The sequence below is a fragment of the Lacinutrix sp. Hel_I_90 genome (genome assembly GCF_000934685.1).
GTDB lineage: Bacteria > Bacteroidota > Bacteroidia > Flavobacteriales > Flavobacteriaceae > Lacinutrix.
Window position 1 is genome coordinate 1,547,906 of sequence record NZ_JYNQ01000001.1, and the last position, 20,276, is coordinate 1,568,181.

Below are 20,276 nucleotides of genomic sequence, written 5' to 3' on the forward strand. Positions count from 1 at the left end.
ATCATAATAATGAAAAATACATATATTAAATTATTAGCTTTAATACTTATTGCTTCGGTTTCAGTGTCGTGTGTAAACGATGACGAAACGTTTGGTGTAAGTGACACAAAAGCTATAGCGACGACCACAGTCACTTCAATTACTGTACCGGAAGGTTCTACTGGTGTTATTCCATTTACTTTAAGTAAAGCATTAAACAAAGCTTCTCAGTTTAAAATTGAGTTGATGAGTGGTAGCGCTTCACAAGAAGAAATAATGGTAGGTGATCAAGAAACAGATGCTGATACTGGAATTCCAGGAGAAGGATTTGAAATAACTGTTCCTGCATACCAAAGCTCTTTCGAAATTCCTTTTGAGTCTTTACTAGATTTCGATTGTGAAGCGAATGAAAATGTCAAAATAAGAATTACTGCTGCTGGTGTAAGAACAGCAATAACACCTGATAGTGATGGTTACATCATTGATGTTGCTATACCTAATGTGCCAACATGGACCATAGTTGGTGTTGATACTTACGGTGATAGTTGGAATGGTGCATCTATTGACGTTACAATTGATGGTGTAACAACTAGCTATACTGTTGAAGAAGACACAAACACTTACTATGTTGGAATACCAACAGGCGCGACTTATTCGTTTGCATTCGTAAGTGGTGATTGGGATGGTGAAGTTGAATATACAATAACATCTCCTGATGGCGATGTATTTGCTGATGCATATTATCCTGCAGTTGGACAAATCACAAGCGGTACTAGTTCTTGTAACTAATTCCACTTCAAATATTTTTAAAAAACCACTTCTTTATGAAGTGGTTTTTTTATTTTTGTTAAAAAAGAAAGATGAAAAACATTACTTTATTACTCATTTTATTAACCAGTTTATTTAGCACCGCTCAAAACACAGTCGGAACCATAAGAAATGATTCGGGTTCTTTTAATGCTTACACTTTGTTATCACCAATAAACTCAACAGAAACTTACTTGATAAATAACTGTGGTCAAGTCGTTCACCAATGGACAAGTACATACACACCAGGAGCTTCTGTGTATTTATTAGAAAATGGTAATCTACTAAGAACCGGAAAAATTGCTAATAATAATTTTCAGTTTGGTGGTGTTGGAGGCAAAATAGAATTATTTGATTGGGATAATAACTTGCTTTGGGAATACACTCACTCTGCTAATGATTTTACACAACATCATGACATATACCCCTTACCCAACGGTAACATAATCATGATTGTTGCTACCAAAATGAACGAGGCAGAGGCATTACAGGCAGGTAGAGATCCTGCGAACTTAACACAAGGTGAGGTTTTTAATGAACAAATTCTAGAAATTCAACCTGTTGGCACGAATCAAGTAAACATCGTATGGGAGTGGAACATTAAAGATCATTTAGTGCAGGATTATGATGCTACAAAAGACAATTTTGGTGTTGTAGCAGATGCTCCTGGGCGTTTAGACTTCAATTACATAAATATTACTAATGCAACTGCCAACTGGCTACATGTCAATTCAATACAATACAACGTCGCCTTAGATCAATTAGTTTTAAGTTCAAGAATTATGAGTGAGATCTATGTTATTGATCACTCTACAACTACAGCACAGGCAGCGACTAATACAGGTGGAACCTATGGAAAAGGTGGCGATTTTTTATACCGTTGGGGAAATAATGCCGCTTACGATAAAGGAACTCCCGCTACACAGACTTTATTTGGGCAACATTATCCACATTGGATAGCTGACGGACTAACAGACGCTGGAAAACTCATGATTTTCAATAATGGAGGAGATCGTGCTTATTCGTCGATTGATATAATTGACCCCATTGAAACAACTCCTGGTCATTACGTTTATGATCCCGTTAATGGTTACGCGCCAACAACAGCAGAATGGATATATACAACGCCAACAAACACAGATTTCTATACAGCTATTTTATCAAGCGGCCAGCGCTTGCCAAATGGTAACACCTTAATTTGTGATGGCGACTCCGGCTATTTTTTTGAAATAGATTCAAATGAAAATATTGTTTGGGAATATGTTAACCCCGATGCAACGAATACTATTATTAATCAAGGGGATGCCCCTTCTTTTAATCTTGTATTTAGGGCTATAAAATTTGCACCAGATTACCCTGCTTTTAGTGGAAGAACTCTAACTCCCGGAGACCCCATAGAAACAAACCCAGATTTAAGTAATTGTACTGTTTTAAGTGTCAAAGAAAATGAGTTACCAGAAGTGAGTATTCAATTATACCCAAATCCTGTGGTAGATATATTAACTGTTGTCTATGAAAAAGAGATTAATAAAATTGAAATTTATACGCTATTTGGTCAGCTCATTCAAGTGATTGAGAACTCAAATGTTGTTGACTTAAAATCATATGCATCAGGATTGTATTTAGTAAAAATTCATGCTAACGAAGGTACTTTAACCAAGAAAATTATAAAAGAGTAGTTTTTACTCCACTAATATATGAAGCGGCTGATTTTTATCAGCCGCTTTTTTAATACCTTTGTCACAATGGAAGATAACACACAAATTTTTGGTTTAAGAGCGGTTATAGAAGCTATACATGCTGAAACAACTATAGATAAGGTTTTTTTACAAAAAGGTCTCAAAGGAGCGCTTTTTTTAGAGTTAGAATCCCTTTTAAGGAAACACAGTATAAATTCTTCATACGTCCCAGTTGAAAAACTAAACCGCCTTACTAAAAACAACCATCAAGGTGTCGTCGCACAAATTTCTCCTATTTCCTTTTATGATTTAGATACTTTAGTTGAACAAACGATAGCAAGCGGTGCTACACCACTATTCCTTTTATTGGACCAACTTAGTGATGTAAGAAACTTTGGTGCTATCATTCGAACTGCGGAATGTACAGGTGTTCATGGTATTATTATACAAAAAAAAGGTGGTGCTCCTATAAATGGTGACACCATTAAAACAAGTGCTGGTGCCGTTTTTAAAGTTCCTATTTGTAAAGTAGACCATATTAAAGACGCCATGTTTCACATGCAGGCTTCAGGTATAAAAGTGATTGCTGCCACCGAAAAAACAGAGCACACCATTTATGATGTCTCTTTAAAAGGGCCCTGTGCCATAATTATGGGTTCAGAAGGACGCGGCATTAATCCTTCCGTTTTAAAACTGGTAGATGATAAAGCAAAGTTGCCTTTATTAGGCGAAATAGAATCTTTAAACGTATCTGTTGCTTGTGGTGCATTTTTGTATGAAGCGTTAAGACAACGTTTATAGGTCTTCTTTGTTTTCTTTGAATATATAATTATATTGAGGAGCCTCTTCTGTTAATGGTTCCTCTTTTATGCTTTCAATAAAGTTTCCATTTTCATCGAAGTGTTTCATAAACTCATCGTCTTCTTCATTATAAGTAGGTTCTTCCCAACTATACTTTTTTGGTTTTGCTATTTCTTTTTTAAAGAGTAAGGCAAAAATAAATCCTGTTAATAAACCGGCAGAATGACCTTCCCAAGAGACTTGCTCATTTATAGGAAATGCGTAGATAAACATACTGCCATAAATAAAAATAACCACTAATGACAAGGCTATTAAACGGTAATGTTTTGCAAAGATGCCTTTAAAGAAATTAAAGCTAAATAAAACATAAATCAATCCGCTAGCACCAATATGATACGAGGGTCTTCCTATAACCCAAGTTATTAAACCAGACAATAAAATACCGTAAACTACTACTTTCCATGCAATGGGTCTATAAAAATAAAACAAAGCAGAAGATAATACGAATAGTGGAATCGTATTAGAATATAAATGTTTTATATCTCCATGAATAAACGGACTTAATAAAATACCACGCAAACCTTTTACCGTTTGCGGATAGACCCCAAATTTATTAAAGCGATAACCGAAACGGTTCTCTACAACAAACACCAACCAAATTAATAGTACAAATAGTATGGGATTGGTTAATGCCCCGAGTGAAAACTTAAAAGGCTCTTTTTTCTGTTTTTTCATACCTTCAAATATAGCAATTAACTATCCAATAGTGCTATTGTGCTAGAATGTCAGTCATGAGAAACATCACGCATTGCGATTGTGCTCAATACACTCGTTAAAGCTCAAATCCCTATTCACAAAAAAAAGTACCTTGAGAAATGAAAATTAAAAAATCCCTTAAAGTAAATAGCCATGAGTAAATCCAGAGATTTTTAAGAAGCATGATCAAAATTATATCCAATATTTAAAAAAAGCTTAATTTTACGGTATGAATACTCCTTTAGCCGAAAGATTACGCCCGAAGACTTTAGCAGACTATGTGAGTCAGACCCATTTGGTTGGTGAGCAAGGTTCGCTTACTAAGCAAATTACTCAAGGCTTGATTCCCTCGTTAATTTTTTGGGGCCCTCCAGGTATTGGAAAAACAACACTAGCTAATATTATTGCTGAAACATCTGGCAGACCATTTTATACTTTGAGCGCGATCAGTTCAGGAGTAAAAGAGGTGCGAGAAGTTATTGAAAAAGCCAAGCAAAGTGGTGGTTTATTCACGACTAAAAATCCGATTCTATTTATCGACGAGATTCATCGTTTTAGTAAATCCCAACAAGATTCACTATTACAGGCTGTAGAAAAAGGATGGGTTACTTTAATTGGAGCAACCACCGAAAACCCAAGTTTTGAAGTGATTCCAGCATTGTTGTCACGTTGTCAGGTGTATATATTAAATCCGTTTGAAAAAAAGGATTTAGAAGCGCTTTTAATGCGCGCCATTGAAACCGATGAGGAAATCTCTAAAAAAAAGATTATACTCAAAGAAACCGATGCGCTATTGAGGCTTTCTGGAGGTGACGCCAGAAAACTACTTAACATTTTTGAATTGATTGTCAATGCTGAAGAGAGTAAAGAGATAACAATTACCAATGCGAGCGTTTTAGACAAAGTACAAAACAATACAGTGCGTTACGATAAAACTGGTGAACAACATTATGATATTGTTTCAGCGTTTATTAAATCCATTCGTGGTAGCGATCCAAATGCAGCCGTATATTATTTAGCACGCATGGTTGAAGGTGGTGAAGATGTGAAATTTATTGCCCGGCGCATGCTTATTCTGGCCAGCGAAGATATTGGCAATGCCAATCCTACAGCATTAGTAATGGCAAACACCACGTTTCAAGCCGTTTCCACTATTGGTTATCCTGAGTCCCGAATTATTTTAAGTCAGTGTGCCACCTACTTAGCCTGTTCACCAAAGAGTAATGCTGCCTATATGGCCATAGGTAATGCACAACAACTAGTAAAAGCTACCGGCGATTTATCTGTACCATTAGCCATTAGAAATGCACCAACAAAACTTATGCAAGAAATAGGTTACGGCGAAAACTATAAATATTCTCATAACTACGAGAATAACTTTGTTTCTCAAGAGTTCTTGCCTAAAGAAATTGTAAATACTACCCTCTACGAGCCTGGAAATAATGGAAGAGAAAATACACAACGTGAGTTTTTAAAAGAAAGATGGAAAGAGAAATATGGGTATTAAAATTGAATCTCAATAATGCTTGTTTGCAAATCATTTTCTACATATTGCGCAAGAATCCATCTGTTATTCTTTTTATACACTAAAGCGTCCTTACTTTTAACTATAAAAACATCGTCTTTTCCTGAAAAAAATAAGGTATAACGTACTTGTCCAGCATTATTCTTTAATTGATAATTAACAATACTTCCAGGTATTAGCGTTGCTATTAAAGCATTGTTTTCCTTCTCAATAATTACTGGTTGTTCTTCTTTAATTTGACTTACCGAATTTTCACCCTTTTCTTGTTCTCCTGCCTTTACCATCTTAGGCTTCTTTTCGGCTTTGAGTTCTTCAATCTCACTTTTTAACTTTTCTATTTCGGTTTGAGTACCTTTTTCTGGAATTATCGTTGTAACGGTATCACTAGTTGGGACATAATTATAATTCTCCATTTTAATGGACTCAAAGGCCATACGAATGGCTTCTTGAAACGCTTTTTTATAAGCTTTTTCTCTAGAAACACCTTGAACAGAGGTAAACACGACCTCCTCCCGACAGTTTTTTAACTGTATTTTCATTTGCGTTTTAAGCAAACTAGATTCGTCTATAATAGTCGCTTTCAAGGCGAGACAGCCATTTTTAATAAGATCTTCTGGCAAGGCCTCATTAGACATAAGGGTTTCAAAATTATTTTTCTCAAATAGAAATTTTAAAAGCGCATTTAAATTGTACTCACTTTCACTTTTTTGAAACTCAAATTTAATTGGCACTACGATATATTTATAATCATTCAAATTATTTTGAGCAAACGACATTGACAGTGTTATAAAAAACAAAGCGATACAGGTGATATTTTTAATCATAATATTATAAATAGTTTTTTAATTCAAGGAGGTGGTTTATGCTTTTTATATGGTCTTCCAATACTACTTTATGGTAATTAAAACAAATGGCATCCAGTCCAATATTCAAGGCCCCTTGAACATCTGCCTCAAAATTATCTCCAATCATTATGCCATTTTCTTTCTTAATATTTGCGAGAGCTAAGGCGTGATGAAACATTTTAGGATTTGGCTTCTTTACACCAACCATTTCAGAATTGGTAATTGTGTCAAAATAATGAGCAATTTTAGCTTTCTCCAATTTACTTTGTTGTACTTCTTCAAAACCATTAGTAATTATATGCAGTTTGTATTTTGGTTTTAAATATTCTAATATTTCTATTGTCCCTTCAAAAACATGATTGTGTGTTGTTAAATAATCAATGTAGTCTTTAGAAAGTTGATGAATAATTTCATCTGACACTTTTATATTTAAAACATCAAAGGTGTCTTTCAATCTACCGTAGCGTAAATTCGCTTTACTCACTTTTTCTGAACCGTAGAGCTTCCAATATTTTAAATTTATGGGTTGATAAGCCTTAGAAAATAGTTCAAAATCAATGGCGACATCATTCTTCTTAAAAATAATACCAAAGGTTAGTCCAGAATTTTTATCGAAATCCCAAAGTGTATGATCAAGATCAAAAAAAATATCTGTAATGTTATGCTTCATGTTCTGAGTCTAATATAATATTGAATAACTCCTTATACCCTTGCCAGGTCTCATCAGTTCCAAAGGTATAGTTATGAAACACAGAAACAAACTCGCCGTTCACTTTTTTTACTTCATTAATCACTCTATTCAACATCATCTTCTTATCTAGTAAAGACTGGTGTTTTAAGAGGGCGTAATCTAAAACATGATAGGTGTTTATACGCAAAGGCGTTTGAACTTCATAATCTAAATCGTAAAAGAAAAACGGTGTACATGTTCCTGCTCTAAAGCCTATTTGTTTGATGTAACCCATGGTATAGTCTTCCGGTATTTCTAATTCTACTAAGTTCCTGTACGATTCGGGCAAGTTTAGTTTTGAAAAAGAATGTCTTGAAGCTTCTAATTCTTGATTAATAATAGACTCCATTCTTAATTTTTCTTCTTTTAAAATAGCTTTACTTTCTAATGCAAAATAAGAGGCTTTCAAACCAATTCTTGAATAGTCTCCTATTTGCTTAATTAAGGACTGAAAGGCAGATTTTTGAGCATTAATATTCTTGTCATACGTTGAAAAATCTCCAATTAGAAAAAAGAAGACAAACTTGTTTACGACTTGCTTTTGCTTGTTTATGATATACTTAAAGGTGTCATAAGGATCATTTTGTAAACCAAAAAGCACGACGTATCGCTGGTATACTTTTTTCAATTTAAGCATTGAAAGATCGCGTATCGTGCCACCAAAAGTGCGCATAATCCCTTTTAGTTTAAAAGCATAGGCACTAGGCACATCTATGACTGGTGTGATTTTGTACTGACGCTCTGGAAAAACAAAATCTGGATACTGATCTTGTAGTATTTTTCTAAATTTAAAGGCCCAGATATCAACCACGGGTTGGTTTAAAAAACCACTCTTAAAAGCTAAGCTTTCCTCGGCAGTAAAGCGACCATAATCGTCTTTAACGTGTGGCAAATACTCTTCATACCTGCTTAACAAATAAAAAGAGGCCGCAAAAATATCAAAGGGCAATGCGCTTAGCTCTCCATTGGCAAAAAAGCATTTTGTCTCTTCCCATTCACTAACTTTCAAGTCTAAGTCGTTTAGACCTTGCTCAAATAATAATTCGTTGGAGCGCACAAAAATCTCATGGCTTAACGGTTGTCTTGTATAAGACATTTTTAAGCTGTCGTGTGCTATAAATTCTTCAATCGTTGTTGTAAAATTTACAGGAACGCCAATAATTCGTGTACAAATTTGTTTAAAAATGTACTTAACTCTCGGTGTGATTTTATGTGTATAAACTAGAAGCATAAGCATTACAAATTCCAAAGGCTAAAATACCAAATTACAAACGCTTACTGCATTTTAAATAGCCGATTTTAGCATTTACTTTTTTTATTTTTTAAGTCGGTTCTTTTCTAGTAAAATTTTAAAGTAATGATTCGTCTGCAAAACTAAAATAAGCAGTTTCTGTGACGATTAAGTGATCTAAGACTTTTATATCTAAACTTTGTGCTGCCGTTTTTAGTTTTAAGGTGAGTACTTTATCTGCCTGACTTGGTTTTAAAGTGCCTGAAGGATGATTATGAGCCAAAACAATGCCTACTGCTCCAACTTCAAGTGCTGTTTTAAGGGCCAAACGCACATCGACCAGGGTTCCAGTAATACCGCCTTTACTCAATTGATTTTTCTGAATGACTTTATTTGAATTATTTAAATATACAATCCAGAATTCTTCATGAGGCAGTTCGCCAATTATGGGTTGCATGAGTTCAAAAACGGAAGCACTAGACGTTATTTTTTTTCGTTCTAAGGCGGCTCCTCCGCGTCGTCGTCGTCCTAATTCTAAAGCAGCAATAATGGTAATGGCTTTAGCTTCACCAATACCTTTAAATGCCATAAGTTGTTTAATAGACAACTTTCCTAATTCACTCAAATTATTATCGGTTCCCGCTAAAATACGTTGACACAGGGCGACGGCACTTTCTTCACGATTACCAGAGCCTATTAAAATGGCTACTAATTCTGCATCGCTCAATGCCGCTTTACCTTTATAAAGTAATTTTTCTCGTGGCTGATCGTCTTGTGACCAGTTCTTTATAGAAAATGAAGCCGCTTTTTTAGTCATTCTATAAATCTACATCTTTTTTTTTGTTTTCACTTTTAAATGCTCAAAGACTCTACATATGTGTCCTACTTATTAAGAAAATATTGTAAATTTCAGACACATAGTTAAATCATTTCGTTATGCAATCCATTTTTAATCCTGAAACGTACCAAGAGATACTAAATCGTGTTGAAAACCTAAACGAAAATGCGCAACCTAATTGGGGAAAGATGACGGTAGGTCAAATGGCTTCACACTGCCAAATTCCATTAAACGTTATACTTGAGAAAGAAGATTATGGTTTAAAACCAAACTGGCTTATTATTCTACTCTTCAAGAAATCAATGTATAACGATAAACCATGGCGTAAAAATATGCCAACACCAAAACGTTTTCAAGTCATCGAAACCAAAGATTTTAATACCGAAAAACAAAAACTAGTGACGCTTTTGAATGAACTCCACGAGCATAAAGAAAAAAACAATTGGCAACCGCATCCCGCTTTTGGAAAATTAACCAAAGACCAGTGGGGACAAATGCAATACAAACATTTAAATCATCATCTAACACAATTTGGCGTTTGAAATATCCACCACAACACCATCAGGACGGCGACATCAATCACATGATTGAAGTCATTAAAACCTATCCTCTAGCTACAGTTATTTCAGTTAAGAATAACGAACCTCTGGTCACGCATTTGCCATTAATTTATGAGTCGGGTAAACTTATTGGACACATAGACATTTATAATCCGCAAACTGAGTTGCTAAAGGACAATAACGACATTACCATTATATTTTCTGGCCCACAATGTTACATTTCACCAAGTATATATACCACTGCACAATTACCAACCTGGAATTATGTTAAAGTCCATTTAAAAGGTAAGGTAAAACGCATTGAAAATAATGAGACCTTAAAGCAGAGCTTAATAAGCATGACTGAATTTCTGGAAGCACCTGATCACCACTATATTTTAGAGCCAGACAATCCTAGACTGGATGCTAACCTCAACTATATTAAACTATTTGAGATAGAGATTACGCATTGGGAAGGCAAATTTAAACTCTCTCAAGACAAACACCCTAAAGACATTAGAAATGCGCGGGCTGAACTGCTTCGTGCTAATCAAGAGACTATAAAGGCTTTTTTAGATTCTATTTTCCTTTGAGTTATTGTGAAACCACTAAATGAAATACAAAGCACAAAATAGATAGCGATTAAAAAACGGTATATAGCGTAGTTACAATAACACCTCTATCATTGTCTAAAACAACAGACACAAGTTGTTTTTCTTCTTTTATTTTAAAGTCAAACGGTGGTGCTAATAGGTTTACGCCACTTTGTTTTTTAAGTCTAGTACCTTGTCCAGAAATAATGTCTTTATTGGGTGTAAACTCACCTTGAGGGACATGCTCTGTTAAAATAACATATTTAAAAGCGGCTAAATTACTTGCTATCTGTTGTATTTCAGCATTCGACAGGTGTTGTAATACTTGCCGCAGTAAAACACAGTCTCCAGAAGGCAAATCGTCTTTTGCGATATCCAAACATTGAAATTCTAAATGTTCTGCTTGAAATTGTTCTTTATTACGCGCTATGAGGTCGGCTACTATATCTACTGCAACAAACTGCTTTGTATGCTTAACCAATGCTTTTCCCACATTAAAATCCCCACAGCCTAAATCGCAGACCACTAAAGGTGTTTCAAAAGCTGTTAAGAATGCTGTTACAACCTTGACATATGGATTTACAATCTCAGGATCGTGTGATCCCGTTCCTGAATAAAAATGAGAGGTCTTCCCACCCCAAAGATTCATGCTATAAACCTGTTCCATAGCCGCTTTAGTTGGCCAGGGAGGCTTTATTTTTTTAGATGCCTTTCCTTTCTTATCCATAATCAATGTAGTACCCTATACTAACTGTAAAAATTTCATAAGGGTAATAACGAAACCTTAAACAGCTTGCACCTAATTTAGAATAACCTAAATAACAATACCAGTAACAGCCCTGATTTTAGGGCAAATAAATTGACAAATAGCTACTAAATCAATTCCTTAACTGCCTCAAAATCCAACCCACCATAATTACCAGAACTCATTAATAATAAGGCTTTATTCTCAAAATTCTGTGAGAAAAGAAACTGTTTAAATTCTTCGGGATTGGTGTAAATGATTAAATCCTCGCGCTCAAAAGCGTTCGCTATTTGTTCGTGTGTGACTTCTTCCAGTTTTTTAATTTCTACTGCATGTGGAGAATAAAAAACAACGGCAATATCTGCTGCATCCAACGCCCCTTTGTATTCTTTTAGAAACTCGGCATTTAAACTACTGTAAGTGTGTAATTCTAAACAGGCCACCAAAGTGCGGTTTTCATACTGTTCTTTTACGGCCTTTGTAGTTGCCTCTACCTTACTTGGTGAGTGTGCGAAATCTTTATAGGCAACACTGTTTTTAGTTTCTGCAATTTTCTCTAAACGTTTACTTGCACCTTTAAAAGATGAAATGGCTTCGTAGAAATCGTCTTCGTCGACACCCATATGTTGGCAAATCCATTTGGCACCAGCGAGATTATTCAAATTGTGTTTCCCAAAGACTTCAATTGGCAAATCACCTTCAGGAGTTTCGAGTAAGGTTTGTCCGTCAACGACTGTATATTCGGGCGTTGTATAGGCTAATTTACGTATGGTATTTTGAGACGTTTCCACAACTCTTTTAACCTCAGCATCTTCTTCATTGTAATTGATACTTCCGCCATTGACAATGCTATCTACAAAAATGCTAAACTGCTCTACGTAGTTATCATAGGTTGGAAACACATTAATATGATCCCAGGCAATACCGCTTAAAAGTGCAATATTGGGTTTATATAAGTGAAATTTTGGGCGCCGGTCTATTGGCGAACTCAAATACTCATCCCCCTCTAAAACAATAAAATCGTTGTCCTCGGTTAATTTAACCATGACATCAAAACCTTCTAATTGTGCACCAACCATATAATCCACATCCCGATCGTGGTAATGCATCACGTGCAAAATCATTGCGGTAATTGTTGTTTTTCCATGACTTCCGCCAATAACCACTCTGGTTTTATGTTTTGATTGTTCGTACAAAAACTCAGGATAGGAGTAAATTTTAAGGCCTAATTCCTGTGCTTTTAACAATTCTGGATTATCTTCTTTCGCATGCATTCCTAAAACAATAGCGTCTAAATGCGATGTGATTTTTTCTGGAAACCAACCAAAAGTTTCTGGTAACAGCCCTTTGGCACTTAATCTTGATTTTGAAGGTTCAAAAATAGTATCATCACTTCCTGTGACTTGGTATCCTTTATTATGTAATGCTAAAGCAAGATTGTGCATAGCACTGCCGCCAATAGCTATAAAATGTACGTTCATGGGTTTATTTTATGAAATGTAAATATAAGGATTGGATTTATTTTAGACACGAATCTTGATGTGATTATTCTTTTGTCATTACCCAGAGATACAACGACATTTCACAAAGCATTTTTATTTGCTAAAACAATTACGTTTCCATTGGAGATTTTTAAATTAACTCGTTTACGCTACAAACCTATAGCCTGAAGGTCAGGGGTTTAGAAATTGTTGTAGCTCATGTCTGATAGCGACTTTAGAGCGCGCGATTTATAGAGCAACTACTTATTGGCAGGCAAGCATTAAAAATTTAAAGATTATTTATTGTCGCTTTTTCTTCTTTAAAGACCTCTATCTTAGGTAAATCGACAATCGCTTTATCTATCCACTTCAACGCTTCGGTTTTATTTGCTTTGTGCTTATAAATTTGAGCCAAACGATAATAAGCCCATGATTTTGGCACACCATCCTTAGCGCTGTAATGTTCTATATAACGTTTTAAACACTGTTCCCCTTTATCCAATTGTACATTGTATTCTGCACAAACCTTACCAATTTGATAATGCATCGCATTACGCTTATGCTTTACATGAGCTGCTTCTAAGTTGCTAATCGCTTCATTAGACTTTCCTTCTTTTTCATAAAGATTCGTAAGTTTGTCATAACAAGTTATAGAGCCACCTTCTGTTATGGCGAGCTTATAGAATTTTTCAGCTAATTCGGGCTCGTCGTCATATTCATAAATATAGCCTTTTGCTAAATAGCCATCTACTTTTGAAAGATTAAAAAGTTCTTCAGCATATTTAAAACTTTTAGATTTACTACCCCCAATAATACCTGGCAGTTGCATGTATAATTCTACTAACGCCCAACGGGTATCTATGTGCTTTGGGTCCAGTTCAGCCGCTTTTAAAAAAGCTGTTTTTACATCACCAATAATCCCTAATGCCGTTATTTTATTCACAGAAAGGGCTTTCATCCCTAATGCACCACCATATTTATAATGGTAATTTGCGCGATTAGGTTTGGCACCAATTAGTTTTTTATATTGCTCAGCGGCTTCATCCCATTTTTTCTGGTGGCCAAAAGCATCCCCTAATAATTCGATAGCTTTTAAGTCTGATGCATCTTTTAAAACTAAGATAGACAGTTTTTGTTCAGCTTTAGCAAAGTCTTTCTTTTCTATTAATACCTCAGCTTCGCTATACAGCGATTGTGCCAATGAAAAAAATGGAACTAAAAGTAAAATGATGAGTTTTCGCATTATTAAAAATTAATTAGTGCTAATTTAATATTCTATTGGTACTGTTTTTGATTTTGTATGTTAAACATCTCAATAAATTTAAATTAGCATTCTTGAGAAATGGTCTTTCCCTTGAAAAGGGAATCTAAAATAAAAGGATTACTTTTAAAGTAGCTTAGTTTACTCAATGAAACGTTGCATTTACGCATTTAGTCTTTTGTAGAATAATTAATGAAACGATATTGCTTCAAAAAAAACAATAAATATCAAAAAATGAACCGAGCCTTCTCAATTATTAAAGCATGATAAACACTTTTTAGGCGAACACATTTTACCTTTAAAAAACAATAAATATCAAAAAAATGAACAAATTTGTCACGGTATTAATACTCATCCTTTTTGCAAACACTTCATTCTCTCAAAACAACAACTATTCCAAATTATGGACAGAAGTTGAGGATTTGGAAATTAAAGGTTTACCAAAATCTGCTTTAAAGGTTGTTGAAACTATAGAAGCACAAGCAAATGAAGAAAACAATGCGCCACAAAAAATTAAAGCGCTCCTCTTTAAAAGCAAATACCTACTCACTTTGGAAGAAGAGGCGCAACTCAATATTGTAAAGGCCTTTAAAGCCGAAATTAAAAACAGCGCGGCTCCCACTAAAAACGTTTTAGAAAATATTTTAGCAACACTATACTGGCAATATTTTCAGCAAAACAGATGGAAATTCTATAATCGTACCACGACAAAGGAAAAAGTTGACACAGAGGATTTTCGAACCTGGGATTTGCAAACTGTGTTTGAAGAAGTGCATTTTTATTACGACCGTTCTTTAGAAAACGCATCAATTTTGCAACAAACCAACCTAGAAGCTTATAGCGAATTACTTCATGAACAGAAAGATTCCAAAATCTACCGTCCAACATTATATGATTTTCTGGCGCACAACGCCCTTCTTTTCTATAATACCTCCGAAAACAGCATTACTAAACCAGCTTATAAATTTATAATTGATGATGCCAAGTATCTTTCGAAATCTGAAACATATGCCAAACTACAAATAGCATCAAAAGACACGGCTTCTTTAGCGTTAAACGCATTAAAACTCTATCAGGAATTAATCAGGTTTCATCTCAAAGACAAAACCCCTTATGCGCTTGCGGCTGTAAATATAGATCGTTTGGGTTATGTTAAGGAAAATACGGTTATCAAAAACAGTGAAGCCCTTTTAATTGACACCTATCGATTAGAAAGTGAACGTATTGCTTCACACGAAGTTTCAGGTTTATATGATTATGAAATCGCAGCTATTTATACTAATCAAGCCAATAATTATTCGCCAGAAGCCCCTTTAGAACTGCAATGGAAGAACAAGGAGGCCTTAGCCCTTTGCGACGCCGTAATTTCAAAATTCCCAAAAAGTAAGGCCGCAGATAAATGTAAGGGACTAAAAGCCCAAATTAGCAATCCGAGCTTGAGTATTTTAACGGAGTCATTGCTCCCTGTGCAAACCCATGGAAGGCTACTAGTAACACATAAAAATTTGGACCAGGTATGTCTTTCTGCTTATAAACTGACTGAAAAGCAACATAAAACATATGCCAAAATCTATAGACAAACAGAGCGTGAAGCCTTTATTACAAAGTTAAATGCTATTGAGAACTGGGAATCCGCTTTAAAAAACGAAAAAGATTATCAGTTTCACCGCACCGAAATTATAATGCCACTATTAGCGAATGGACGTTACCTAATAATCGGTAAAACAAAAGATTTAGAAAAAAATTTCTTAGCCTTTTCTACTGTCCAAATAACCAATATGGCAGTGGTAGAATACGATTATTACGACGAAAAGCACCTTCAAATCATTAATAGAAATAATGGAAAACCTATTGCAAATGCTAAGGTTAGATTAGAATTTTTATACGATCATGAGGTGCAGGAAACGGTAAATAAAACAACCGATTCAAGAGGCAAATTAGTCATTACGAAACTCAAAAACAACAGGCGTCATGTGAATATCAAAATCACAGATAACAGTGAGGTGGCTCACTTTGAAAACCTCTACATCAATGGCTATTACAGCAACAGATACCCGGATACCCCTGAAAGTTATAACTCCTTTTTATTTACAGACCGAAGCATCTATAGGCCGGGACAAACCGTTTATTTTAAAGGTATTGCGATGAAAACAAAGGACGAAAAGTCTGAAGTCGTTGCTAACCAGAAATTAACAGCCTATTTATATAATGTTAATGGGGAAAAAATAAAAACACTCGATTTAATAACGAACGCGTATGGCTCCGTTGCAGGTGAATTTATATTACCCAATGATGGCTTAACCGGAAGTTTTAGCCTCCGTTTACAAGATAACAATCGTTTTAATGGGTATGCCTCTATTTCGGTTGAAGAATACAAACGTCCAAAATTTGAAACTAATTTTAAACCCATCACCGAAAGTATTAGAGTAAATGATAGTGTGACTGTAAAAGGAGAGGCTTTGGCCTATGCCGGCGCCTCTATTTCTAATGCTAAAGTCGTCTATCGCGTAAAACGAAACATTCAATATCCACATTGGTATTATTGGAGACATCCTGTAACTACAGATCAAGGTCAAGAAATCACCCAAGGAGAAACAATAACCGATGCTAATGGTCATTATGAGGTTACTTTTAAAGCCATTCCAGATGAAACGGTTGATAAGGAAAGCTTACCTATTTTTAAGTACGAAATTACCGCAGAGGTCACAGATATTAATGGGGAAACACGGAGTACAACAACAATTGTCAATGTTGGCTATCATGCGTTGTTAGCAAGTATTTCCATTCCTAATAATTTAGACAAAACAGAAAAAGACCATCAAATAACTGTCGATACTAAAAACTTAAATGGTGAATTTGTTCCCACAAAAGGCAGCATTAAAATTTACAAATTACAAGCACCCGAAAACGTATTACGCCCAAGGCCATGGCCAGCTGGAGATTATAAAAAACTAACAAAAGCCGAATTTAAAAAGTTATTTCCACATGACGCCTACGATACTGAAAGTAACCAAGAACAATGGGAAAAAGGTAAACTGCTTTTTGATGAAGAGTTTGATACCCAAGAGTCGAAGACCATAGATTTAGGAACTATTAAAAAATGGCCTTCGGGTGACTATATTGTGGTTATTGAAACCAAAGACCAATTCGGACAATTAGTAAAAGACGAAGCTAAAACGCGTCTGTATAGTGCGAAAGAAGAAACCTTAGCAGACAAGCAATTGTTTAGTGTGACCACTAATAAACAGACTTACGAGATTAATGAGACTGTCGCACTCATTTTCGGTACGGCAGCTAAGGATCTTTGGGTCACTGTTGCAATAGAAAAAGACCATGACATTATCAATACCTATGTGATTCAATTGAATGCAGAAAAGAAGACCATTAGAATACCTATAACAGCAAAAGACTTGGGTGGTTTTGTCGTACATTACAGTTTTGCAGCGTATAATAGTTTCCAGAGTAGCTCAATCTATATTAATGTACCCTATCCTAAAACCGATTTAGACATTGAAACGGTCACCTTTAGAGACAAACTACAACCAGGAACCGATGAAACCTGGTCATTTAAAATCAAAGGCCCCATGGGCGATAAGGTCTCTGCCGAATTATTAGCAAGTATGTATGACGCCTCTTTAGATGCGTTTAAGCCTCATAGCTGGCAGTTTAATCCGATCTATCATGGCACGTATCGTTCCGCTCTACAAAAGAGCGCTTATAGAAGTTTTGGCCAAAGCCATTTTAGTGTGCAAAGAGATTACATACTGCCTAATTATTACAGTCCTCAAAGCTATGACCAATTGAATTGGTTTGGATTATCTTTTGGTTATGGATCCCATTATTATATGAAAAGAGAAAAGGGAAAAGTTTCTGGTATAGAAATTAATGAAGAAGAGGCACAGCTTGAGGAGGTAGCAGTTGAAGCCATGAGTGTATCTGCTCCAACAGCAAATACCTATGATGCAGACGAAGCATTAAAAACTGAAGAAAGTACTGATGTTTTCTCACCTGACGCTACTGAAAAAGTAGATTTCTCAACCGTCAAAATCCGTAAGAACCTGCAAGAAACGGCCTTTTTCTTTCCACAGTTAGCTACAGATACTAGTGGCAATGTCTCTTTTAGTTTCACCGCACCTGAAGCGTTGACCAAATGGAAATTACAATTGTTAGCGCATACTAAATACCTAGAACATGCGACAACTTCATTAACTACAGTGACTCAAAAAGAACTGATGGTCTTACCAAATGTGCCACGCTTTTTACGCCAAGGCGATCAAATTAAAATTAGCACTAAAATTTCAAACCTGACAGATAACCCACTAGCTGGTGTTGCAGTGCTTCAATTGTTTGATGCCTTAACAGGTGAGCCTATTGATAGTAAACTATCTAATACAAACAACGAACTTGCGTTTACTGTTGATGCAAAAGGTAATACACAAGTCACTTGGGGCTTAAATATTACAGATGCGGTGTCCGCTATTCAATACAAAATAATAGCAAAATCTGGTGATTTTAGCGATGGTGAGCAAAATGCGTTACCAGTATTAACCAACCGCATGTTAGTAACCGAAACGCTAGCTATGTGGGTTAAAAGTAATGAAACACGCACCTTTACTTTAGACAAACTAGAAACAAATACCTCAAAAACACTTAAAAACCATAAGCTTACGCTGGAGGTGACAAGTAATCCAGCATGGTATGCGGTACAAGCACTGCCCTATTTAATGGAGTATCCTTATGAGTGTAACGAGCAAACATTTTCAAGTTACTATGCTAATGCATTGGCGCGCCATATTGCCAATTCCAATCCAAGAATTCAAGAGGTCTTTAATCAGTGGAAAAACACGGATGCTCTAGTCAGTGACTTGGAAAAGAACGAAGAATTAAAATCCATTTTAATTCAGGAAACGCCATGGCTTCGTGATGCACAAAGTGAAACCGAACAGAAAAAACGCATCGCGTTGTTATTTGATTTAAATAAAATGAATAACGAATTATCGAAAGCCAAAAGGAAACTAGAAAACAATCAGCTGGCTTCTGGTGGCTGGTCCTGGTTTGGTGATTATAGCGTAAACCGTTACATCACCCAACATATTATTACGGGTTTTGGACATCTGGAGAAACTTGGTGTTAGTCTGAGTGCAGGTGACGACAATAGTAGCGCTATGGTTGAAAAAGCCTTAAACTACTTAGATTCAGAATTCATTAAAGAATATAAAGACATTAGAAAGTTCGATGAAAAAGCTGATTTAACCCTAGATAGATTAAGCTATACACAATTACATTACCTATACATGCGTAGCTTCTTTCCAGAGAAAAAGCCATCAACAGAAGTTAAAGAAATCATGAGTTATTACCATTCACAAATCAAGAACTACTGGTTAAAGCGCAACCTGTATTCAAAAGGGATGATGGCCTTAGTGGCACATAGAATGCATGATAATAATACTTCTGCTAACATTTTAAAATCTTTAAAAGAGACAAGTATCACCAGTGACGAATTAGGCATGTACTGGAAAGAAAACACCAATTCTTGGTATTGGTATCAGGCACCAATTGAAACACAAGCTTTGATGATTGAGGCCTTTTCAGAAATTGAAAATGATACGAAAACCATCGATAATTTAAAAATCTGGTTACTTAAAAACAAGCAAACCAACAGCTGGAAAACGACCAAAGCAACCACCGAAGCTGTTTATGCTTTACTATTACAAGGAAGTGATTGGTTATCTGTGACAGAAATGGTTGAAGTCGTTATTGGCGGACAAGAAATCGCCCCTTCAAAACTAGAAGCTGTAAAAGTAGAAGCTGGCACGGGCTACTACAAAACGTCTTGGAGTGGCTCAGAAATAACCCCAGAAATGGCCGAAGTAAAAATAACAAAAACAGGAGACGGTATTGCTTGGGGTGGTCTATACTGGCAATATTTCGAGGATTTAGATAAAATCACTTCAGCGGAGACCCCTTTGAAATTGGAGAAAAAACTCTTCAAAAAAACAAATACTGATAAAGGAGAAGTGATTACAGACATTACGAAAGATACTGAGTTGCAGGTGGGCGATTTAATAAGAGTACACATAGAATTGCAAAGCGATCGTAATATGGAATTTGTACACATGAAAGACATGCGTGCTGCCGGATTAGAACCTATAAATGTGCTGTCTCAATACAAATATCAGGATGGCTTAGGCTATTATGAAGCGACAAAAGATGCCTCAACCAACTTCTTTTTCGATTATTTACCTAAAGGTATTTATGTATTTGAATATGATTTACGAGTGAATAATGCGGGGAATATGAGTAATGGTATTACCACTATTCAAAGCATGTATGCACCAGAGTTTAGCAGTCATAGTGAAGGGACGCGAATTACCGTGGAATAGGTTGTTATAGCATTCGCCGCAACAATTAGTAGCACACACAAAAAAAGCTGAAGTTGAACATGCTGTTCTAACTTCAGCTTTTT

The 20,276-nt window shown here is 35.6% G+C and carries 15 protein-coding genes; 7 read left to right on the top strand and 8 right to left on the bottom strand.

Annotated elements, in window-relative coordinates:
- Positions 1-9 precede the first annotated feature (9 nt).
- The 3 genes from GQ46_RS06975 to rlmB all read left to right on the top strand — a co-directional run bounded on the left by GQ46_RS06975 (position 10) and on the right by rlmB (position 3,266).
- The gene (locus GQ46_RS06975; protein ID WP_044399744.1) at positions 10-768 is read left to right on the top strand and encodes a hypothetical protein; all 759 of its coding nucleotides are present in this window, start codon (positions 10-12) and stop codon (positions 766-768) included.
- A gap of 71 nt (positions 769-839) precedes the next feature.
- Positions 840-2,465 (top strand): aryl-sulfate sulfotransferase, encoded by a 1,626-nt coding sequence (locus tag GQ46_RS06980; protein WP_044399747.1) that lies wholly within the window; start codon positions 840-842, stop codon positions 2,463-2,465.
- A gap of 66 nt (positions 2,466-2,531) precedes the next feature.
- On the top strand, positions 2,532-3,266 hold the full coding sequence (gene rlmB / locus GQ46_RS06985) for a 23S rRNA (guanosine(2251)-2'-O)-methyltransferase RlmB (RefSeq protein WP_044399750.1): 735 nt from the start codon (positions 2,532-2,534) through the stop codon (positions 3,264-3,266).
- Here rlmB and GQ46_RS06990 read toward each other — a convergent pair.
- Positions 3,261-4,001, bottom strand: a complete 741-nt coding sequence (locus tag GQ46_RS06990; RefSeq protein WP_044399753.1) for a rhomboid family intramembrane serine protease — start codon at positions 3,999-4,001, stop codon at positions 3,261-3,263. The two genes, rlmB and GQ46_RS06990, sit on opposite strands and share 6 nt — an antisense overlap.
- A gap of 250 nt (positions 4,002-4,251) precedes the next feature.
- Between GQ46_RS06990 and GQ46_RS06995 the strand changes: the two genes are divergently transcribed.
- Entirely contained in the window at positions 4,252-5,529 is a 1,278-nt protein-coding gene (locus GQ46_RS06995; RefSeq protein WP_044399756.1) for a replication-associated recombination protein A, read from the top strand.
- On the opposite strand, the gene GQ46_RS17115 is transcribed toward GQ46_RS06995, so the two are convergent.
- The 4 genes from GQ46_RS17115 to radC form a co-directional block, all read right to left on the bottom strand.
- Entirely contained in the window at positions 5,526-6,371 is an 846-nt protein-coding gene (locus GQ46_RS17115) for a hypothetical protein (RefSeq protein ID WP_156133116.1), read from the bottom strand. The genes GQ46_RS06995 and GQ46_RS17115 overlap by 4 nt on opposite strands.
- Before the next feature lie 4 nt (positions 6,372-6,375).
- Entirely contained in the window at positions 6,376-7,062 is a 687-nt protein-coding gene (locus GQ46_RS07005; RefSeq protein WP_044399759.1) for a YjjG family noncanonical pyrimidine nucleotidase, read from the bottom strand.
- The gene (locus GQ46_RS07010) at positions 7,052-8,353 is read right to left on the bottom strand and encodes a polysaccharide deacetylase family protein (protein ID WP_044404689.1); all 1,302 of its coding nucleotides are present in this window, start codon (positions 8,351-8,353) and stop codon (positions 7,052-7,054) included. Before GQ46_RS07010 ends, GQ46_RS07005 begins: the two co-directional genes overlap by 11 nt.
- 118 nt (positions 8,354-8,471) lie before the next feature.
- Positions 8,472-9,170 (bottom strand): DNA repair protein RadC, encoded by a 699-nt coding sequence (gene radC, locus GQ46_RS07015; RefSeq protein ID WP_044399762.1) that lies wholly within the window; start codon positions 9,168-9,170, stop codon positions 8,472-8,474.
- A gap of 119 nt (positions 9,171-9,289) precedes the next feature.
- Between radC and GQ46_RS07020 the strand changes: the two genes are divergently transcribed.
- Together GQ46_RS07020 and GQ46_RS07025 are read left to right on the top strand one after the other, a co-directional pair.
- Positions 9,290-9,733 carry a DUF1569 domain-containing protein gene (locus tag GQ46_RS07020; protein ID WP_044399765.1) on the top strand — a complete coding sequence of 148 codons (444 nt, stop codon included), beginning with the start codon at positions 9,290-9,292 and terminating at the stop codon, positions 9,731-9,733.
- A complete protein-coding gene (locus tag GQ46_RS07025) occupies positions 9,730-10,323 on the top strand; it encodes an FMN-binding negative transcriptional regulator (RefSeq protein WP_044399768.1) in 594 nt (197 codons plus the stop codon). Before GQ46_RS07020 ends, GQ46_RS07025 begins: the two co-directional genes overlap by 4 nt.
- Before the next feature lie 49 nt (positions 10,324-10,372).
- Here GQ46_RS07025 and GQ46_RS07030 read toward each other — a convergent pair whose 3' ends face one another.
- The 3 genes from GQ46_RS07030 to GQ46_RS07040 all read right to left on the bottom strand — a co-directional run bounded on the left by GQ46_RS07030 (position 10,373) and on the right by GQ46_RS07040 (position 13,792).
- Positions 10,373-11,050, bottom strand: coding sequence for a class I SAM-dependent methyltransferase (locus GQ46_RS07030; protein WP_044399771.1), 678 nt, complete (start codon positions 11,048-11,050; stop codon positions 10,373-10,375).
- Between the two features lie 146 nt (positions 11,051-11,196).
- Positions 11,197-12,549 carry a UDP-N-acetylmuramate--L-alanine ligase gene (murC, locus tag GQ46_RS07035; protein ID WP_044399774.1) on the bottom strand — a complete coding sequence of 451 codons (1,353 nt, stop codon included), beginning with the start codon at positions 12,547-12,549 and terminating at the stop codon, positions 11,197-11,199.
- A 289-nt stretch (positions 12,550-12,838) separates the two neighbouring features.
- The gene (locus GQ46_RS07040; protein ID WP_044399777.1) at positions 12,839-13,792 is read right to left on the bottom strand and encodes a lipopolysaccharide assembly protein LapB; all 954 of its coding nucleotides are present in this window, start codon (positions 13,790-13,792) and stop codon (positions 12,839-12,841) included.
- Between the two features lie 341 nt (positions 13,793-14,133).
- On the opposite strand from GQ46_RS07040, the gene GQ46_RS07045 reads away from it, so the two are divergent.
- Positions 14,134-20,193 (top strand): alpha-2-macroglobulin, encoded by a 6,060-nt coding sequence (locus GQ46_RS07045; RefSeq protein ID WP_044399780.1) that lies wholly within the window; start codon positions 14,134-14,136, stop codon positions 20,191-20,193.
- Positions 20,194-20,276: the final 83 nt, after the last annotated feature.